This window comes from Mycoavidus sp. HKI (assembly GCF_020023735.2).
GTDB lineage: Bacteria > Pseudomonadota > Gammaproteobacteria > Burkholderiales > Burkholderiaceae > Mycoavidus.
Map to the genome: position 1 here is coordinate 1,955,857 of NZ_CP076444.2, position 19,573 is coordinate 1,975,429.

General features: G+C 49.2%; 9 protein-coding genes. 5 read left to right on the top strand and 4 right to left on the bottom strand.

The genetic code is table 11. The features are described 5' to 3' along the window. Nucleotides 1-32: 32 nt before the first annotated feature. Entirely contained in the window at nucleotides 33-1,229 is a 1,197-nt protein-coding gene (coaBC, locus tag KMZ15_RS07660) for a bifunctional phosphopantothenoylcysteine decarboxylase/phosphopantothenate--cysteine ligase CoaBC (protein ID WP_223692258.1), read from the top strand. A 1-nt stretch (nucleotide 1,230) separates the two neighbouring features. Beyond that, a complete protein-coding gene (gene dut / locus KMZ15_RS07665; RefSeq protein ID WP_223692259.1) occupies nucleotides 1,231-1,677 on the top strand; it encodes a dUTP diphosphatase in 447 nt (148 codons plus the stop codon). A 127-nt stretch (nucleotides 1,678-1,804) separates the two neighbouring features. Here the strand turns inward: dut and KMZ15_RS07670 are convergent, their stop codons facing one another. Further along, nucleotides 1,805-5,467, bottom strand: coding sequence for an NACHT domain-containing protein (locus KMZ15_RS07670; protein ID WP_223692260.1), 3,663 nt, complete (start codon nucleotides 5,465-5,467; stop codon nucleotides 1,805-1,807). A gap of 70 nt (nucleotides 5,468-5,537) precedes the next feature. Next, on the bottom strand, nucleotides 5,538-10,919 hold the full coding sequence (locus KMZ15_RS07675) for a HEAT repeat domain-containing protein (protein WP_223692261.1): 5,382 nt from the start codon (nucleotides 10,917-10,919) through the stop codon (nucleotides 5,538-5,540). A 747-nt stretch (nucleotides 10,920-11,666) separates the two neighbouring features. Here KMZ15_RS07675 and KMZ15_RS07680 point away from each other — a divergent pair. The 3 genes from KMZ15_RS07680 to KMZ15_RS07690 all read left to right on the top strand — a co-directional run bounded on the left by KMZ15_RS07680 (nucleotide 11,667) and on the right by KMZ15_RS07690 (nucleotide 17,032). After that, a complete protein-coding gene (locus KMZ15_RS07680) occupies nucleotides 11,667-14,495 on the top strand; it encodes a DEAD/DEAH box helicase (protein WP_223692262.1) in 2,829 nt (942 codons plus the stop codon). 33 nt (nucleotides 14,496-14,528) lie between these two features. Continuing rightward, a complete protein-coding gene (locus KMZ15_RS07685) occupies nucleotides 14,529-15,596 on the top strand; it encodes an SWIM zinc finger family protein (protein WP_223692263.1) in 1,068 nt (355 codons plus the stop codon). A gap of 530 nt (nucleotides 15,597-16,126) precedes the next feature. Beyond that, nucleotides 16,127-17,032: an Rpn family recombination-promoting nuclease/putative transposase gene (locus KMZ15_RS07690; RefSeq protein ID WP_223692265.1), complete on the top strand. Its 906-nt coding sequence runs from the start codon at nucleotides 16,127-16,129 to the stop codon at nucleotides 17,030-17,032. Nucleotides 17,033-17,197: 165 nt separating this feature from the next. Here the strand turns inward: KMZ15_RS07690 and lpxC are convergent, their stop codons facing one another. Both lpxC and ftsZ read right to left on the bottom strand, forming a co-directional pair. After that, complete coding sequence (gene lpxC, locus KMZ15_RS07695; RefSeq protein WP_223692269.1) at nucleotides 17,198-18,115, bottom strand: UDP-3-O-acyl-N-acetylglucosamine deacetylase; 918 nt, start codon at nucleotides 18,113-18,115, stop codon at nucleotides 17,198-17,200. A gap of 177 nt (nucleotides 18,116-18,292) precedes the next feature. After that, on the bottom strand, nucleotides 18,293-19,474 hold the full coding sequence (ftsZ, locus tag KMZ15_RS07700) for a cell division protein FtsZ (protein ID WP_223692278.1): 1,182 nt from the start codon (nucleotides 19,472-19,474) through the stop codon (nucleotides 18,293-18,295). Between the last annotated feature and the right edge of the window lie 99 nt (nucleotides 19,475-19,573).

Genomic DNA, 19,573 nt, shown 5'->3' on the forward strand with positions numbered 1-19,573 from the left:
TCCGAACCGGCTGATTAACTTAAAGAATCCAGATGGATCTGCTCAACAAACATCTCGTGCTTGGTCTAACAGGCGGCATTGCCTGCTATAAATCAGCGCAACTAACCCGTCTTCTCACCCAAGCAGGCGCTACTGTACAGGTCGTGATGACCGACGCCGCGACCCAATTCATTACACCGGTTACGATGCAAGCGCTGTCAGGCCGCCCAGTCTATACCAGCCAGTGGGATGCACGCATGAGCAATAATATGGCTCATATCGACCTCTCACGGGCAGCCGATGCAATCATCATCGCGCCCACTTCAGCGGATTTTATTGCGAAACTGGTCCACGGCTTGGCCGACGATCTTCTCTCCACGCTAGCCATTGGGCGCACTTGCCCGCTGCTGGTGGCCCCGGCGATGAATCAGCAGATGTGGCAAAATCCAGCCACCCAGCGCAACCTCGCGCAACTTCATGCAGATAAAATCTTGGTGCTGGGCCCTGATGCCGGGTCGCAAGCATGCGGCGAAACCGGTGCAGGCCGGATGCTTGAGCCAATGGCAATATTAGATGCCATCATTGCATTTTTCCAACCGAAATTACTGGCCGGCAAACGCGTACTCATCACGGCAGGCCCGACCTATGAACCGATTGATCCAGTCCGCGGCCTCACCAACCGTTCAAGCGGCAAAATGGGCTTCGCTCTGGCACGCGCAGCGGCGCACAGTGGCGCGCAGGTTCGCTTAATTGCAGGCCCAACGCCACTTGCCACGCCCGCCGGCGTGATCCGTGACGATGTACAAACCGCTCAACAAATGTGTGATGCCGTCATGGCCGAAATAGCCGAAACCGATATTTTTATCGCGGTCGCAGCCGTTTCTGACTGGCGCGTTGACCAAGTCAGCATGGAAAAGATTAAGAAAAATAGCGAAGCCATCACCCCTCGCTTCACTTTTGTTGAAAATCCAGATATTTTACGGATGGTCGCCCATTTGCCCAAGCCCCCCTTTTGCGTAGGTTTTGCAGCAGAAAGTGAAGAGCTTGAGAAGCATGGACAGGAAAAACGGATACGCAAAAACGTACCGCTTTTAGTCGGCAATCTTGGTCCTAAGGCTTTTGGTTACGACGACAACGAAGTCACATTATTCGACGCAACAGGCGCGACCCCGCTGCCGCGCATGGATAAACAAGCGCTGGCCCGCACTTTAATCGCTGAAATTGCACAGCGTCTAACTGTTAAAGATTAATATGAAAATCGATATCAAAATTCTCGATCCGCGCATGCGTGATCAATTACCGCACTATGCAAGCCCGGGCAGCGCCGGCCTTGATTTGCGTGCGTGCCTTGAAGCTCCGCTGACGCTTGAGCCTGGCGCTACGGCATTAGTTCCCACCGGGCTCGCGATTCATCTAAATGACCCAGGCTATGCCGCGCTGATTTTGCCACGCTCAGGGCTTGGGCATAAACACGGTATTGTGCTGGGCAATCTAGTGGGGCTGATTGATTCCGACTACCAAGGGCAGTTGATGATCTCGACCTGGAACCGAGGGCAAACTCGCTTTACGCTCACGCCCTTTGAGCGTTTGGCCCAACTCGTAGTCGTGCCTGTGATACAAGCTGAATTTAATATTGTTGATGAGTTTGCGCAAAGTGCACGTGGTGAAGGCGGGTTTGGGAGTACAGGTAGGGCGTAGATAACTCCGATTTGTGCGGCTAGCACCTGTGTTTGGTTGCGTTGGAAAACGCGATGATTGAACGTCATCAACGCTCTCCATTTTGCTTCGTTTTAATTTGGTGCTAAGCCGCTTGAACTCACTGGGGTTACATAACTAGACAACGATTTTGCTGTTGTCGCGCCTCTTCGGCTCTGCGTTGCGCGTCAGCCTCACTTTTAAACGGCCCATCATACGGGCGAGTGCGCGCCTCAAGCGGGGAGCCCAATCGATATCCGTAGACGCTAGGAAGCGCTTGCTGGGACAAGAGATACATCGCTTGCCCTGCATCTTCCGCCTCCACCCTGAGGCCCGGTTTGGCGAAAAATCCTTGCACACTCCAAGGCTTTTTTGGCTGCTTCGATTCTTTCCCTTTGAGCCGAGTTAAGCTGGTACTCGCTTCGCCCGTCATCAACGCGAACACTACCTGCTCCTGGGAAGACAATGTGCCGGCTCGCCCGATTTTCAGATAGTCCATCACACGCCGTGCACCATACTCAGCCAGCTTTTCAATATCGTTTATTGGCCAGGTGTGTGCCGAGAGCACAGGCTGCCAGCAACGGGCCGCGTAGTTGGCCATCTCCTCAATCTGCTGCTCAATACGGTCACGTACTTGTAGACTCTTAGGCTTTTGCCCTGCGGCTGCCAAAGCATCGGCCACCTGCTGGGCCTCCGCCTTTTCCTTCATGCGCTGCCGCTCGCTAAGCGTTTTCGTCACCCCCTGCACAAGGGCCGCCAGATCCACTGCGGCGGTGATACTCCCCCCCATGACGTCTAACTGGATTTCAGGCAATAGCCCCGAAAACGCATCGATCAATCCTTGTGTCAATTCAGCTTTACCCATCGGCATCGGCTCTCCATTCGCATGGCGCAGTTGTTGAACCATTTGATACAACAGTGCTTCTTTGAATTGCTCAGCAAACAGACTAATCTGTTTGTTCTCTTGCGCCTTCAAGTCAATCCTCTGCGCTAAAGTACGGTACCACTGCTCTTCCCTCTCACGCTGCTGTTCATGTTTTTTCGCCCGTTTTTTTTCCTGAGCGTCGAGCTCAGCGCTTTTCTCCGCCAACTCGGCCTCCTTAGCGTCAAACTCGGCGTCTGAATGATGCTGCCATAACCAGCCGTAGGCCGCCGTCTCAAGCGCCTGAATTTGCGCTCGAGAAATGCGTTTTGATGGCGCACTGTCTGTGACCAGTTGTTTTTCACAATATTCGGTTAGGTTCGCCTGCTTCTCCCAGCGGGCAGTTGAGGCATAACCTGAATGCGACGTCGTCCGCTTATGGCGCTGCAGTAGTTTCTGTTCTATTTTGATACGTAACGCCTCTGTTGTGGGCTGATAAGCCTTGATTTGAAGAGGTGCTGCCAGATCAATAAAGAGTTTAGCCAGGGCTCCATATTCCGCCTCATCAAACGCACGCGCCAGAATGAAATAAGCCCGCGCCTGTCTTTCTTGGCGCTTGCCATCGTAATGCAAAATCTGGCAGGTATGCGTGACCCCGCTTTCGAAATCCTGATTCGCCAGATAGGTTTCACCGAGATAAATGGACAGCATCCCCAGTGCCTGGCGTTGGTTTTGGGCCTCGTGTTTCAGATAAATACGCTGCGTCTCACACAGCAAATCGAGCGCCGCCTGATAATTTCGCTGATCTTCGGGCTGGCCATCTTCCACTTCCTTTTGGATAATCCCCTGATCAACCAGAAGCTCCGCACGCCTGCGCTCATCGAACTTTGCCGAGTGCTGATCCAGCCATTCCGTTAATTTTTGATATTCTTCGAGGGCATCCAATAAACGGCCCTGCTTGCGTAAGGCTCGCGTGAAGTTGCGTAGCGTATAGGCAATCGCCTCCGGATCGACCGCCTCACCCAAATTCACTTGAATCGCGTAACTCGTCTCAAAATCCTGCATCACCTCTACCGCCACCTGGCCCCGTGACACCAGTTGGGAAGCGAGGGTGCCCGACTGATACAGGTACTCCTGCGCATACAGTTTAAGTAACGCCGCTTCTTCCTCGCTCGGTGACTGAGCCGTAAAGTCCTTTGGCGCTTGTTCAAACTGCGCGATCAATTCCTTGGATAGCCCTTGCTTAAAGAAGTGCTGGGCCCTTTGTAGGCACTCATAGGCGAGCTTCAATTCACCGTGATACTGGTAATAGAGTCGGGCCAAACTGCTACCCAAGGTCAATACCTGATTGAGTAAAGGCAGATTTTCTGACAAACCGGCACATGTCTTAAAAAGAAGAGTGTGCACCAGATCCGCATAGGGTTTTAAGTCTTCTGGCTGGCTCTGGCGACCGCTTGTACTTTCATTATCCGTCAAATAACTAAAGACTTCTGATAGGCGCTGAATGTTTTTTTCTAGCAGCGAGCGCTGCTCTGATAGATACTGGTTTTGCACCCCGCTCAGAAAAACCGAGTTTAACTTCAGACTTTGAGTGGCTCGATCGATCTCCACAATCGCGAGTTGCTTGTTGCGTAACGTCTGAATGGCCTCTAGATCGACCTGCCGGTGCTCATTCACAAAAAACGCAAAAGGAATAGAATTCTCTCCCAACCCGGCGGCTTGCTTAAGCAGCATCAAGGCGCGGGCAGTGACTGGGTTCGTCTGCGCTTCCGTTTCGAGCGACGCTAGACTGGCCCGAGCAATTTCATTCAGCAAACTCTCTCGCACCCCTTGGTGTTTCACCGGTTGTGCCAAAAAGTCAGCAAAGTTCCTAAACCCCACATCCACGGTCTGATAGTGTCCGCACAGCGCCTGAATCACCCCGGGATACCCTTCTGTCAGCAGAATGAGCTGGGCAAAATCGCCTGCTTCAAGCGACTCTTTTGGTAGACACTGCTGCACTAAATTCTGCGCTTGATCTGCGTTTAACGGGCTCAGAGGAAGCAATTCGACAGATCGCCCTAGGGGGCTCAGTTGATCGGTCAAGCTCCGGGTCGTCGTGTAAATCAGCTGAGCAGATCCCAAAGACGACTTAAGCCAACTCAAGACAAAATCGACATTGCTTGGCGCTAATCCATCCAAGATCAAGAGCGAATGCGGATGCTGCTGCACATAATTCGCGACTTTCTTCAGCGCCGATTGTGGGTCTAAGCTGCCGTGACCCAGCGCATAACTGATGGCTTGGATGTCCTCATGGGCGCTGCTCACGCTACTGCAGTCAACCCAGCCAATTAAATCGTAGGACGCGAAGAGTGGATCGAGGCGTGGATGCATCAGGCGCTGCAGCAGCATAGTTTTGCCCACCCCCGGCGGGCCACTGATTTCAACCACAGCTTCAGACTGATCCTTCAGTAGCTCGAGTAATTTGGCCGACGGCTCTTTGTGTACATCATGGGCGGATTGAACCGGGCGCCGACCCAGGGAAAACCGAGGACCTGATACCGGCAGTCCACGGTTCAATTGCATCGCAGCATCAGGGTGGCCCCAAGCCTGGGCTTGTTGGTAACACGCTTGCGCTGAGTCAGTCTGTTTGAGCCGGTCAAAGACAGCCCCATGCTCAAAATAGACCTCAGCAATAAGCTGCCGTAAGGCGCTTTGCTCCAGCGTCTCAGACTCGTCACGATCGGTCAACAGAACCGCTAGATCTGATGGCTTTACGCCCTGCTCCTCAACCAATTTAAGCAGGGTGTCTTCTACCTGCGTATATAAGCGATCGGCCTGTTCGGGCTTTGTTTCTTTGTGTGCGCGCGCTTGCGCTAAATTCTTTGTAAGGCTATCTGTGGCAAATGGAAGTGACGGCGCCTGCGGATAATGCACTTGAATTGTGTTCATTAGATGGGCCTTATTTTTTAGACTTTGGATAGGTTTTATTTCAGTGAGTTTTCTGTGCCTATTGATTACTTCACTCCTCTATTAAAAAACGCTCTTCCTCGGGTAACAGCGGAAGATCTGCTTCCGAACGGATTGCTTTAAGCGCTTTAATAATAACTATACTCTGTTCAGAATTCAGTTTAATCGGTTGCCCCAGACCAATCGCTGTATAAAAGTGAAGCTGATTGTTTTGAATAACTAATGGAGCAATTTGTTTGCAACTATGCGGAAATAAAACTTTGGTACAAATAATTTGAAGTTCTTTAAATTCTAGGCTTGGGAACAAACTATAAAGCTCATTAAGATGCCAGCTTAATGCCCAAATTGATGAAGACCTGACTTCTTTATGAGTATCGTGCAACGCTTGGATCAAAACGCGAATAGCACTTTGTGAAAGCGTATTCTGTACGCGCAATACTCTGGCACTTGCAGCTCTGACACGCCAGTCCTGATCATTGATTAGTGCAAGGCTCAAAGTAGAAATCACCGTTTCTAATAGTGTTTTTTGATTTTCTAACACTTTAATCGCTGCCAATTTATTGAGCACATCTTGGTCCCGTAACAATAATTCAGTTAGGGCGAAAACAGCGTCTTCTGGTAACGATTCTTGCTCGCCTAATGCTTTAATTACCATATGCCTGACATCTTCATCGTTATATTGTAGTGTGCTGCTCAAGGCACTAACAACCTCTTTTTTCAGCGTTTTCTGACCTCCTAATACGGCTGCAGTCACTTGCTTAGCATCTCTATTCCCACCTTGCAGCACCTTGACCAAGCTAGAAATAGCCGTCTCTGGCAGACTTTCTTGATGCTTCAAAGTCCCCATCGCTACGTCTCTTATAACTTTATCATTGCTCTGCAATGTATCAATTAAGGTAAGAATAGTGGTTTCTGGTAGATTTTTCTCTTTTCTTAATATGCTAAGTACTGTCAAATTTATACTACCATTTTCATTCTTTAAAATATTGCGTAATTCAGAAATAGCGTTTTCATTCAAAACTGTTTGCTTGTATAAAGTGTTGGTGGCCACAGTTCTGATTTCCTCGCTTGGATCCTGTAACGCAGCAATTAAGACAGAAACACCCGCCTCTGGCAACGAGTCGTAACTCATTAATGCACTAAGAACGGTATTTTTAAGAGCCTCTTTGTTGTTTTTTTGTAGTGTGGTAATCAAGATAGAAAGAACAGCCTCTGGGAGCGTATTATGGACAGCTAATGCCAAAGCGAACATAAATCTGACACTTTCATTGTCAACCTGTTGTAATATCCTGAGCAATACTGCACTCGTTGATTCTGATAACGTTCTCTGTCGGAATATTACCTGGGAAGTGTATAATTTAACACCCAGATTCAACGCAAGCGTCTCAAACTCTTTTTCCTTACACAGTATCAGTAGCGCCTTAGCCAAGGCAGAAATGATGCGCTCTGTTAGAGCGTTCTGTTGGATTAGAGCATCAACAGCAGAAGCTCTAATCATTGTGCTTTCATCTTCTAGCGTACCAATCAGTGCCGCAATGGCCTCTTCTGGCAGGGCCTTTTGCTCCTTTAAGTTGTTAGCCGCATCATATCTAATCGAGTGATCTTTATGTTTTAGCTCAGCACTCAAAGCAGAAATGGCAGCTGCCGATAGTGTATTCTGGCTACCTGATACTTGAGCAACCAAAAATTTAATATCTTCGTCATCTGTATCTTCTGACAGCTTGCTCAGGGCAAAAATAGCAGCTTCAGATAACGTATTTTGCTTACCCAATACATCCAATGCCGCTAATTTAGTAGATTTAGTTTGAGCTTGAATAATCATGTCAATTAACGCAGAAATAGTAGCTTCTGGTAAATTTTTCTGAGTGCCTAATTCATTGGCAGCCATAACTTTAAATTTTTCTTTTTCATCCCTTAACACATCAGTTAAAGCAAAAATCATGGCCCCTGACAGCTCATTGCGACTGCCTAATGCATAAATCGCTCGCCCCTTTATAAATTCGTCGCTCTCCTTTATTAGATTACTTAATACAGAAATGGCTGCTTCTGTTAAGATTTTCTGTCCCTTCAGCACGTCAATTGCCTCTAGTCTGACCCTTAGGCTTTCATCTTGTAGCAAATGGACCAAGATTGAAATAGTATTTTCTGGCAGCGCTTGCTGCCGGCTTAACGCTAGTACAGCTTCAAGCCTAATGTCCGAATATCCATCCTTTAGTGTCTCCGTCAAGGCTAGAATGGCTTCTTTGGGCAAGTTTTCTTGCTCGCTTAATGCTTTGGCGGCCTCGTTTCTAACCTTCGTATCCTCATCTTTTAATCCATTGATCAACTTCAAAATAGTGGGATCGGAGCTTATATCGTGAGCCTCTAATACTTTAGCCGCAGCAGCCCGAGCTCTTTGGTTACTACTTTGTAGAGCCTGATTAAGATTCGAAACAGCATTTTTTGATAATGTTTTCTGTTTGCTTAACGCCTGCACTGCCACATCTTGAACCTCACCATTTTCATCCCATAATAAGTTGATCAAATCACAAATCGCTTCTTCAGACAAAATTGAACGTACGCCTAAAGTTTGCACGATCTGCTTTTTTTTGCTTTCAGACTGCGTCAAGCTCTTAAGCAGCAAATGTTCTGGAAAAATGGTCTGGCGGCCCAGTTCACTCAAGCCATTTTCGTTCCATTTCATTTCAAAATGGAGCCATTTCATAAACGCTTGCTCTAGTTCAGTGATTTTTGTTTCATGCAATTGACTGCGTGCCTCGCTCAAGCACCCCATGATCACTTGCTGGTGACGACCTCCAATTAAATCTCGCGGTGTTTTTTCTAATAGAGCAAAGAAATGCTGCAATGCGCCACCTGTCAACAACCCTGCCACCATAGACCACACAATTTCATAACGCGGGTTATATTTATGCTCTGCAACAAAAATTTTGAGTGCGTCTGGGCTGAGCATTAATCCCAACTTGGCGTGCGTGGCTTCTGAAGAAACCGACCTTGCAGTTGATTCTGAATAAGCTCGAAGATGGCCGACAAGAAACTTCGCCGCAAAAAATTCTTGAAATGTTAAATGCAGAAAATGGTAGTGTCGCTCGGCTTCGAGCCGCTCCGCATCCGCCGTATGTAAATACGAGGTCTTTTTTAGATTCGTGGTGAAATCAAGGGGTAATTTTCTCCCGGTTTGAGACCACTCACTCAGCTCTTTTCTACGCTGACTCAGCTCTTTCCGGCTAAATTCAATTTTCTCCGTCTCTAATCCCTTAAACGCTAAATAGCCTAAATAGTGGATTTCGGCCGTCATTAATTCTTCCAGATCCGATTCTGACAAATCTTCAATGACATCGACTCCTAATACCTTTCCATCCTCTTCTTTCTCTAAACGCACGCTGTCTTTGCGCCATAATTTATCCACCATGGCCTCATATAGCATGGCCATCGTTACTTCTTGATTTTGGGGGAGCCGATCCCAGCTATAACATAGTGCATCCAGCTGAATCGGGATATTCACCAGTCCCCGAATCAACGGCGTACGATAGATAAATTGCTGAATCGCCGCCTGGTTCGATTCAGGCACACATTTTCCAATATAGGCCTGTACATTAGCCGTGCTAAAGCCAATCGTTTCCAACTCCAAATCAAACTGACCCAACAGTTTGGCATTGACCCCCGCAGGCCGGGAGGTAATCACCACATGCGCCTGATTGAGCAACATCCGTAAAAAATCCTTTAAAGGCCTGCCTTCGTTGAGTTCCCCGATCACTTCATCCAAGCCATCTAAGATAAATAACGTTTTGTCCTGATGCGCGTAAAAAACCTTTGATAATGCCTGCGCTGGCCTGCTTTCATAGCCTACAAAATACTGTGTGCAGAGCAAGTCTTCTAAACGTTTAGGAGCATGTGTCTTGAGTTCTCGTAAGGGCACCCACAACACGCTCTCAAACTGATCTTGCCAAAGTCCATTTTGATGGTATTCATAGACTAATTTTTTGCATAACGTGGTCTTGCCAATACCCGCCCGCCCCTGAATCAGAATCCGTTTTGGCACCCCTTCTGAGCCGTTGCGTAACTTTTGCGCCTCAAAAAGCTTCTCTAGTGCAATCAACCTGTTTGGATTGGTCGCCTCAAGCTGCTGCCGCTCACTGCTGGGCAGGCGTTCAAAAGTCGCGGCTTGCTTTTCCAGTTCTTTTTTGTCTTCTTCACGTTGTGCCTGACTTTCTACAATCGCTAGATTGATATAACAGTTACGCAGTGATGTTGTCTGGCCCGATACTCGCTGGATCGAGAGATTCGAGCGTTGATAATGCTGATACAGTGCATCGCGCAGCTCTAAGAGACTGGGTAGACGCAGTTTTCCTACTATATTTTTGTGCTGCTGCAAGACGTGGACGAGCTGACTGCGCAACTCTCTGTCTATATCGTCGAAGATACTGTCTACTAGCTTGGTAAACTCAAGCTCGTCAGGCGTTGATGACTCTTTGTTTAACCGAAAAATACACTTGTCGTATCCCTGCCAAAACTTGTTCAGAAACGTCTGGGCCTCATCGCTGCCCACTAATAACCGTTCGATCAGTTTGAACAGCACCACGTGCTGACCTTGATTCAGATACACGTCTCTTCCTGCTTTAGCCTGCTCCTCAAAGCGAGAAATATCTTCCATGCGCACTGTGGTCGAGGCAATAAAACCTCCCAAACACTGCTTAGCACTTTTTGGCGTAAGCGAAATCGGGATAATCCCATGCTGCTCCGTGAGTTGCTCTGCCCGGATTTGCAAAAAAGCCATTTCCGTTAACACATGGTGAAACTCTGCCTTATATTCCTCTCCTTGTGAAAATGCGTTGACCACTTCCCGTATTGCCGAAGTCCCCTTTTGCTCACAGTCTTTGCGATACGCTTCTCGAAGTTCTTGACAAAATTCTCCGTAGTGCGGCCATTCCAAGTAGTTTTCTAACACCTCAGAACAGCACACCACGACCTTATCGACTGGTTCTATATCGTCTCTTAATCGAGCGGGCAACAAACAGAGCTGACTGGTTAAAATATCGTCTAGCTTGCCGTCTTCCATACAATCTTCTACAGCACGCGAAGGCGGTTGCCCCATCGGCGTTTGATCCGAATACAGGTTGACCCGGATTTGAGATAATTTATCGATTAAATACCTAGAAATAGCGGCCTCAGCCTTTCCATAAGGCGGATTGTCGTGGGCATATACCAGAAAAAGGCTGGGTTTATTCGGCAGCTCTAAAGAACCAAGCGTCGATAACGCTTTTTCAAATAGATAATCGACCTGCGTGTTTTTTGCCTGGACAGACAAGCTAATCGGATGCCCATTTAATGGAAGTTCGTTTAACAAAGTCAAGGATCCAGCGCGTATCTCATCGACGACTCTTTTTGCTTGCGAATTACCGGGATTTTCTTCGAGTTCAATTTCGGCCTTTTCCATCGCATCTCTGTACGATTTTTGGGCTGCCTCTAGATTTCCAACGGCTTTGTACGCGTGCGCCTGGCCTAACAAATGCTGCGAAGTTATGGCCAGATGCCGCGAGGAGGGGACTGGCGATGACGGACGCAATCCGGCGATAAAATTAAACAATTTCTTCCCCTATGTATTCTGAAGTGTTTCTATTTTTGGAGGCCGTTACTCGGTGTAATGGCTACTGCGCAACCGCCATCCTCCTGAACAATTTTTCTGAATTGTAGAGGATTAGGTCTAATTTTGGCAAAGAATTTTTGATACCTCTGTGACACACGCCTCTTTGATTTCGTTGGACCGAGGATGTTTGAGCGGGCGGTCAAGTTTGATAGCCGGTATTAGCGGGCTTACAAATGCGATTTTAATTTTAAAAATGGTTGGACGATAGGAGCCAGATGAATCGAGAGATTCACGTCCTGGTGTATTAGGTCTAGCGGTACAATTGAAACTCATTGTAAGCTATTCGTAATCGGACCCAAAGCGCCCTTCTGCGGAATTGGAAGATAGCAAGAGTCCCGTAAAACATAATGCCCTCATCCAAAACCATAACTGCCGATAATTACGAACCTTACGTTTCTCACCAAACGTTCGTCGCAACTCTTCGTACTGCACATTCTCGTAAAAGTGGTTTTTGGGCTCACATGAAAGAATTTGGCATGGATCAGTCGATTGCTTAATTTTGCTTAGAATGTATTCAACCTCCTCCAAAAAAACTTTATGTCGAGCAAGCAGGCGCATCAACCCCAACCACAGAAGATGGACCAGCAGGAGCATTTAAACCAAGGGAATGGTCGCCCTCTCCCATCTGAGGTTGACGATTCTGCGCGGCCCGACACTGGCTCCACAGAGAGTACTCTGGCCCTGGAAATATCTCCGACGGGGCGAATCCATCTGGCATCTGTTGCAGGGTCGTCTGATTTATCCCCAGCGGCCACCACGCGCATCCGCCAAGCCTTCGAGCGCGGCAGCGGCCATGGGCTACTCCACTTGGGCGCAGTAGAGCTGGCGACGTGGTTGCCGTCTTCTCTTGCATTCGGTCGCGAGTTGGGCCATCTGTTCATGGCGCGTTTGTGTGCGGTGCCGGATTTAACGCATCAGTGGGACAGCGCCGAGATTGCCCCCCCTCTCACCGAGTTGGAAAAGCTGGTAGCGTCAATTCCGCTGATGATCGGAGCGCACTATCTGGATCTCGCCGGCTTGGCAATTTTTTGGGCTGATCTGCACGCCGCGGCGCGCACAGAAATCTCAGCCGAACATGGCGACGTGCAGGCATGGCTACAGCGTAAGCACGCAAGCTGGAATTTGGTTGGTCGCGTTTGTTTTCATCTCGCCGAAAATAAAAATAATGAGCAAGCGCCCTTCGCTTTTCTCGCGACGTATGCAGCCGGCGTATCGCAACGATCACAGGTGCAGCACCAGGCGCTAGGCAAGGCGTTACAAGAGTACGCTGGCGTAGGCGACCGCAACACGCTGCTTGGGCTGCTGCTGCCGGTGCACAAGGCGGCCGAGCAGAGTCCATGGTTAAAAGTGCTGGTGGACTCCGGCGCCATTTTTCGTCCAATCGCGTGGGCGCCATCCGACGCACATCAATTCTTGCGTAACATTCCACTCTTCGAAGCATGCGGTATCGTGGTGCGGATTCCGGACTGGTGGAAACCCCATCAGCCAGCACGACCGCAGGTACAGGTGAGTATCGGCAACCGCGCTGCTGGGTTAGGGCTGGATACGATGCTCGACTTCAATGTATCGCTTTCACTCGATGGCGAGGCGCTTTCGTCTGCTGAATGGGAACAACTGCTCGCTGCCGGCGATGGTTTGGTACGACTCAAAGGGCGTTGGGTTGAACTGGATCGAGAAAAGCTCGATGGGGTCCTCGCACATTGGCAAAAAGTACAGCGCGAGGCGGCTGGAGAGGGTATTTCTTTTCTTAATGGTTTGCGCTTGTTAGCCGGTGCCGCAGTAGAAGCCAATGGCATGGCAGCACTATCACACGATACGGCAGATTGGTCTACTGTAGTGGCGGGTGACTGGCTGAAGGATGCGCTGGAAGGGCTACGCAATCCACACAATGTGCGTAGCAAAGCGCACCCCGGAGCGGAACTCAAGGCACAGCTACGCGCCTACCAACAAGATGGCGTGCAGTGGTTATGGTGGTTGCATCGTCTGGGGTTGGGAGGATGCCTGGCAGATGATATGGGTCTAGGAAAGACGGTGCAAGTCATCGCGCTGCTCTTGCTAGCCAAACAGGAAGCCGATCCGGGTCCGCATTTACTGGTGTTGCCCGCCTCATTGATCGGCAACTGGCAAGCCGAAATGGCCCGCTTCGCGCCTACTTTACGCATATTTGTGGCGCACTCCTCGGCGCAACCAAGCAAAGCGCTTGCTACCCTATCTGCCGGGCAACTGGCCGAGTGGGATATTGTCATCACCAGTTACGGTAACTTAATCCGCCTACCCTGGCTGCTGGAGATACACTGGTCGCTGGTGGTGCTGGATGAAGCCCAGGCCATCAAAAATCCGGGGGCGCGGCAGACGCAAGCGGCCAAGGCATTGAAGAGCCGGGTGCGATTTGCGTTGACCGGGACCCCAGTGGAAAACCGACTGGGCGATTTATGGTCACTGTTCGATTTTATCTGTCCCGGTCTACTGGGCTCCAACAAGACGTTCAGTCGTTTCGCACGCCTTTTAGAGCAAGACGAGCAGCTTGGTTACGCGCCGTTGCGCAAGCTGGTTCAGCCTTACATTCTGCGCCGCCTGAAAAGCGATAAGCGGATTATTGCCGACCTGCCGGACAAAACCGAGGTTAAGGCTTATTGCGTACTCAGCCGACTGCAAGCCAGTCTGTATCAACAAGCGGTCGATGCGCTGGCCAAGCAGATCGAAACTCTGGATGGCATCGCCAGGCGGGGTGCGGTGTTGGCGTTCCTGATGCGCTTCAAGCAGATCTGCAATCATCCGTCCCAATGGTTAGGCGATGGTGCTTATGCGCCAGATGACAGCGGAAAATTTGCCCGTTTGCGCGAACTTGCAGAAGCGATTGCGGCGCGCCAAGAAAAAGTCTTAATATTTACCCAATTCCAGGAAATGACCGGGCCGTTAGTTGAATTTTTACAAGGGGTGTTTGGGCGACCTGGATTGCTGTTGCATGGCGCAACCCCTGTCAAAACACGCCAGTCGCTGGTTGATCAATTTCAACAGGAACAAGGACCGCCGTTTTTTGTGCTATCCATCAAAGCGGGGGGCACTGGCCTTAATCTGACGGCCGCATCGCACGTGATTCATTTCGATCGCTGGTGGAATCCCGCGGTGGAAAATCAGGCGACCGATCGTGCCTACCGCATCGGCCAGAAAAAAAATGTGCTGGTCCATAAATTTATTTGTCGCGGTACTGTCGAAGAAAAAATCGATGCGCTGATCGATGCCAAACTCGGACTATCAAATGATATCCTTGCAAACGGTGGTGAAATGTTGCTGACCGAAATGGATAATAAGGCATTACTAAAGTTAGTATCGCTTGATATTAATAGCGCCATGGATGATAAATAAACTCGCTTTGCAGCTCTGTCATGTGGAATGAAAATGGATTTTTATGATGGTGGTTGGGCGCCTTATGTCTCGGTCGCGGAACGACGCGACAAAGCGCAACGAAAATTAAAATCCCTTGAAAAAAAAGGGCGAGTCTGTCAGCCAGTCACCATTGAGGGGCGCGCTATCGCTCGTACTTTCTGGGGCAAAAAATGGTGCGACAATCTTGAGGCCTATAGCGACTATGCTAGCCGCTTACCGCGCGGACGCGCCTATGTGCGGCATGGTTCGGTGGTTGATCTAAAAATCAAGGCCGGCAAAATTACGGCGTTGGTTTTTGGCTCAGAAATGTACACGGTTAGCATCGGAGTAGACGCACTAGAGGCCGAGCGCTGGCAATCGATTTTGCGTGAATGCGCGGGTCAGGTTGCATCGCTGGTGGAGTTGTTGCAGGGGCGTTTGTCGAACTCCGTCATGGAAGTGGTCACGCGTCACGGCGCCGGCTTGTTTCCGGTCCCGCAACAGATTGCTTTTCGTTGTAGCTGCCCCGATTCAGCGTCGATGTGCAAACATATTGCCGCGGCATTGTATGGTGTGGGCACTCGCCTAGATAGTCAGCCAGAATTATTGTTTGAGTTGCGCCATGTCGATCCGCTGGAATTGATTCGGCAAGCGGGTAACCTATCGATAGCCGACGCACAGTCGGAACCGCACCAACAACTGGATACGTCAGATCTGTCGGCATTATTTGGTATTGAATTAAATGAGTCACCGGTTGCGATAGCTGCACCTTCTGTGGCGGCAAAGAGTCCTGCGATCACGGCCAAACGCTCTGGCAAGCCTGCCCGCTCGCTGGCCCCAAAGGCGGCCACTCGTCAAGCAGCGCAGGTCCAGCCTGCGCCGGTAAAGAAAAAAATGGCAGCGCTGCGTCAACCGCGCCAGAAACCAGCAAAGACCGTCACCGCACGTGATCTACTTGGGCGCGGCATACCTCGCCATATGCAGCAAAGCTGGCTCAAATCTGGCATCCTGCTACGTACTGACGAACGCGGCGTATATCACGCAACGAAGCAAACAAAAAAACGAATCGAGGATTACCTAGGGCGAGTCGCGATGACCTGAGCTTAGGCCACCACCCGGATTGGGGTAAACCACAGCGGGGCGATCCAAACACACGGGGTTGGATGCACTGCCTGAATCTAGCCGGCGATACTCTCTTAAGCCTATACTCCGCTACCCCCGCTTTCAATAAACAGAATTATAAGCTATTGATATATAAGAACTATTTATATTTCCTTTGAAGGCCATTCGGCTAGCGAGCCGCTTACCACACTTCCAAAAGCTTGAGTTTGAGCAAGTTATCACTTCAATTTACTAGTTAATTTTGCATATTGGCGAACTCAGTATATTTACCGAAACTACGTGCCCAACCGTAGTGCTGATCATCTGTTATTCCATCTTAAAAGCTAATAGCAAGCTCAATTAAACCTTTAGCCGCCCCCTGACTGTCGTCCAGATTAATAGACAAATCATGGTAGTCACCCAAGTATCGTTTGAGTCACACAAAATTAATCATAACACCTCGACTTACACCATTTTAACTAGTATACTATTTTTCTTTAACATTTGAATTCAGTATTCCAGCGACTTCTATGTCCATCATTTCTCACCCTCATGACAAATTTTTTAAGGGAAGCCTCAAAGAAAAACAAATTGCTCTCGATTTTCTAAAAGCCCATTTACCTGCTGATATCTATCAACAGCTTGACTTCAGCACTCTGCGAGCCATTGATAAAAGCTATGTTAGTGCTGAGCTACGCGAAGTGCATAGCGACATGGTCTATGCTTGCCAAATCAATGGCAAAGCGGGCTATATCCCCCTTTTACTGCTGCTTGAGCATCAATCTACCGCCAGCAAACATATGGCTTTTAGACTGCTGCAGTACACTGTAAATTTGATGGGAGATCATTTAAAAGCTGGACATAACTCACTACCACTAGTCTTGCCAATATGTCTTTATCATGGCGCCGTATCTCCCTATCCGTATTCAACAGATATCTTTGAAGACTTTGATGATGTTGAGATGGCAAGAGCGCTCGTCTTCAAACAGTTCCAACTCATTGACTTGACAATGCTGCCAGTCGATACCTTGAAGCAGCATGGAGCAGCCTCACTGATGGAACTACTTTTTAAGCGCTATCAGGAACGCGATTTTATTGAAACAATTCGGCAGCTTGCAGACCAAGGCATCTTGAAGATGGCCGTATCTCATACGACAGAGTCATATTTTTTTGCTATGCTAGAGTATATTGGTTCAAATGAACAAGGGAAGCAACCGCAAAAAGCGGAAGATTTATTTAAGCTACTAAGCACAGTATTACCTGAGAAGCGGGAGAGTATCATGACTTTTAACGAACAATTACGGCAAGAAGGTGAACGTCAGAAAGCGCTCGCTATTGCTAAAAAAATGCTAGCCGAGGGATCAGAACCTGCTTTTGTTAAAAAAGTGACCGGGCTTTTTGACGAAGACATCCAAAAAATAGCACTCCAGCATTAAATACTCTCAGCACGCTTTAACCGGGCTTCATTGTCTATTTGCTCAGTTACTACACAACTAGTACCTGAGAAGCGGAGCGGGGGTAGCGGAATATGGGATTAAGCGAAGACCAGCAACGGTGACTCTCTCCGCTTAAAGACATCAGCGATGATCATAAAACTTAATTTATACAAAAGCCGTTTGCACATCAAAGGCAAAACCACGAGGCGCTTTGTGTACATCCTCAAAGGTCACAATCTCATAAGCGTCTTCGTGCGCAAACAGCTCACGCAATAATGCATTGTTAAGCTTATGGCCCGATTTATAAGCCTCATAAGAAGCCAACAGCGGGTGACCCGCTACATATAAATCGCCAATCGCATCCAGCATTTTGTGCTTCACGAATTCATCTTCATAGCGTAAGCCATCGTTATTCAAGATGCGATATTCATCGAGCACAATGGCGTTGTCCATACTGCCGCCGCGCGCTAAACCCAACTCGCGCATCGCTTCCACTTCATGCGCAAAGCCAAAAGTCCGCGCGCGCGCGATTTCGCGCACATAGGAGGTATCCGCAAAATCAACCACTAGCTTCTGGCCTGTTTTGTCAACGGCAGGATGGTGAAAGTCAATCGTAAATTTAAGCTTAAAACCAAAGTATGGATCGAAGCAGGCGAATTTATCGCCATCGCGCACCTCAATTCGCCGTTTAATTTTGATGAATTTTTTGGCAGCGTTTTGCTCTTCAATGCCAGCTGACTGCAATAAAAAGATAAAAGAAGCGGCGCTGCCATCCATAATTGGAATTTCTTCAGCGGTCACATCGACGTAAAGATTATCAATCCCAAGCCCGGCACAAGCCGACATCAGATGCTCAATGGTTGAAATGCGCGCGCCCTCTTTTTGCAGCACTGAGGCTAGCCTAGTATCGCCGATGCTAGAGGCAGAGGCTGGAATTTCAACTGGCGGCATCAGATCAATGCGCGTAAACACGATACCCGTATGAACTGCTGCAGGACGTAGCGTAAGCTCGACCTTGCGACCAGAATGCAATCCGATGCCAACGGTTCTGACAATGGATTTAATTGTGCGCTGCTTTAGCATATTTAATATTTATAATCGAAAACCTTGGACCAATAGGTTGAATTATACTCAATTCAGCCTATTGGCTTTTATCAAACTGTTGCGCACTGTTACCAAAAGCAAACGAGCGCAGTCCCCCTCCCGTTTGCCATCCGTAGCGCTTAAGGGGAGTGGCTTGGTCAGCCGCGGCGCCGTTCGTCAATCCGCCTGATTACGCAAAAAGGCCGGAATATCATATCGATCCACGCCTTTTTTCTCTAGCGCGCTAACATGAGCAGACGCCGTCTCACGCGAGCTGCGCCAAACGGCAGGGGTATCCAGCGCACCATAGTCGGTTGTATTCGATAACGGGGCGTGAGCCACGTTCACCGGTACATTATCCGTTCCCGTTCTTAATAGGGTCATCGGCACGGCTTGTGCTTTTTTGGCAGTCCGGCCTAAACCTGTTGCCACTACGGTGACCCGCAGCGCCTCACCCATGGCATCATCATAAACCGTGCCAAAGATCACCGTTGCATCTTCAGCAGCGTAGCTTTTGATGGTATTCATCACTTCGCGTGTTTCAGATAGGCGCAATGAACGGCTGGCGGTGATATTCACGAGCACACCACGCGCCCCCGACAAATCAACCCCTTCCAGCAATGGGCTGGCCACCGCTTGTTCTGCCGCCAGACGTGCGCGGTCAATGCCGGCGATGGTGGCCGTACCCATCATCGCTTTGCCTTGTTCGCCCATGACCGTTTTCACGTCTTCAAAGTCAACGTTGACTAGACCTTCGACATTGATGATTTCTGCAATACCGGCGACAGCGTTGTGCAGCACGTCATCCGCACACTGAAAACATTTGTCCATCTCAGCATCATCGCCCATGACGTCAAAGAGCTTATCGTTGAGCACGACAATCAATGAATCCACTTGCGCTTCAAGCGCTTGCGAGCCGGCCTCAGCGATACGCATCCGCTTGCCCCCTTCAAATTCAAAGGGCTTGGAGACGACACCAACAGTCAGAATGCCCATTTCCTTGGCGATTTGCGCCACCACTGGGGCCGCTCCGGTGCCGGTGCCTCCGCCCATGCCTGCGGTGATAAAGACCATATGCGCACCGCGCAAACAATCGGCGATGCGCTCACGTGCTTCTTCGGCAGCAGCTTGCCCCATTTCAGGTTTAGCGCCCGCGCCCAGACCCGTCTTGCCAAGTTGAATCACATGCGCGGCTTGTGAGCGCATCAAGGCTTGCGCATCGGTATTCATACACAAAAAATCCACCCCTTGCACGCCGCGGTTAATCATGTGCTGCACCGCATTGCCGCCTGCTCCGCCCACGCCTACCACCTTAATGATGGTACCGCTGGTTTCCGTTTCCAGCATTTCAAATTCCATTATGATTCTCCATCAAAATTAAATTAACTTAAACTTTTCAAACTCTAACTGGCCTTTTCGATGTTTTAAAAAAGCGTGCGCCACGCGCTCGCTTGCCAC

What these genes read in the sequence shown, in the direction of transcription:
- KMZ15_RS07685 (WP_223692263.1), top strand. Translation starts at nt 14,529, where the DNA reads ATGGATTTTTATGATGGTGGTTGGGCGCCTTATGTCTCGGTCGCGGAA.
- coaBC (WP_223692258.1), top strand. Translation starts at nt 33, where the DNA reads ATGGATCTGCTCAACAAACATCTCGTGCTTGGTCTAACAGGCGGCATT.
- dut (WP_223692259.1), top strand. Translation starts at nt 1,231, where the DNA reads ATGAAAATCGATATCAAAATTCTCGATCCGCGCATGCGTGATCAATTA.
- ftsZ (WP_223692278.1), bottom strand. Translation starts at nt 19,474, where the DNA reads ATGGAATTTGAAATGCTGGAAACGGAAACCAGCGGTACCATCATTAAG.
- KMZ15_RS07690 (WP_223692265.1), top strand. Translation starts at nt 16,127, where the DNA reads ATGTCCATCATTTCTCACCCTCATGACAAATTTTTTAAGGGAAGCCTC.
- KMZ15_RS07675 (WP_223692261.1), bottom strand. Translation starts at nt 10,919, where the DNA reads ATGGAAAAGGCCGAAATTGAACTCGAAGAAAATCCCGGTAATTCGCAA.
- KMZ15_RS07670 (WP_223692260.1), bottom strand. Translation starts at nt 5,467, where the DNA reads ATGAACACAATTCAAGTGCATTATCCGCAGGCGCCGTCACTTCCATTT.
- KMZ15_RS07680 (WP_223692262.1), top strand. Translation starts at nt 11,667, where the DNA reads ATGTCGAGCAAGCAGGCGCATCAACCCCAACCACAGAAGATGGACCAG.
- lpxC (WP_223692269.1), bottom strand. Translation starts at nt 18,115, where the DNA reads ATGCTAAAGCAGCGCACAATTAAATCCATTGTCAGAACCGTTGGCATC.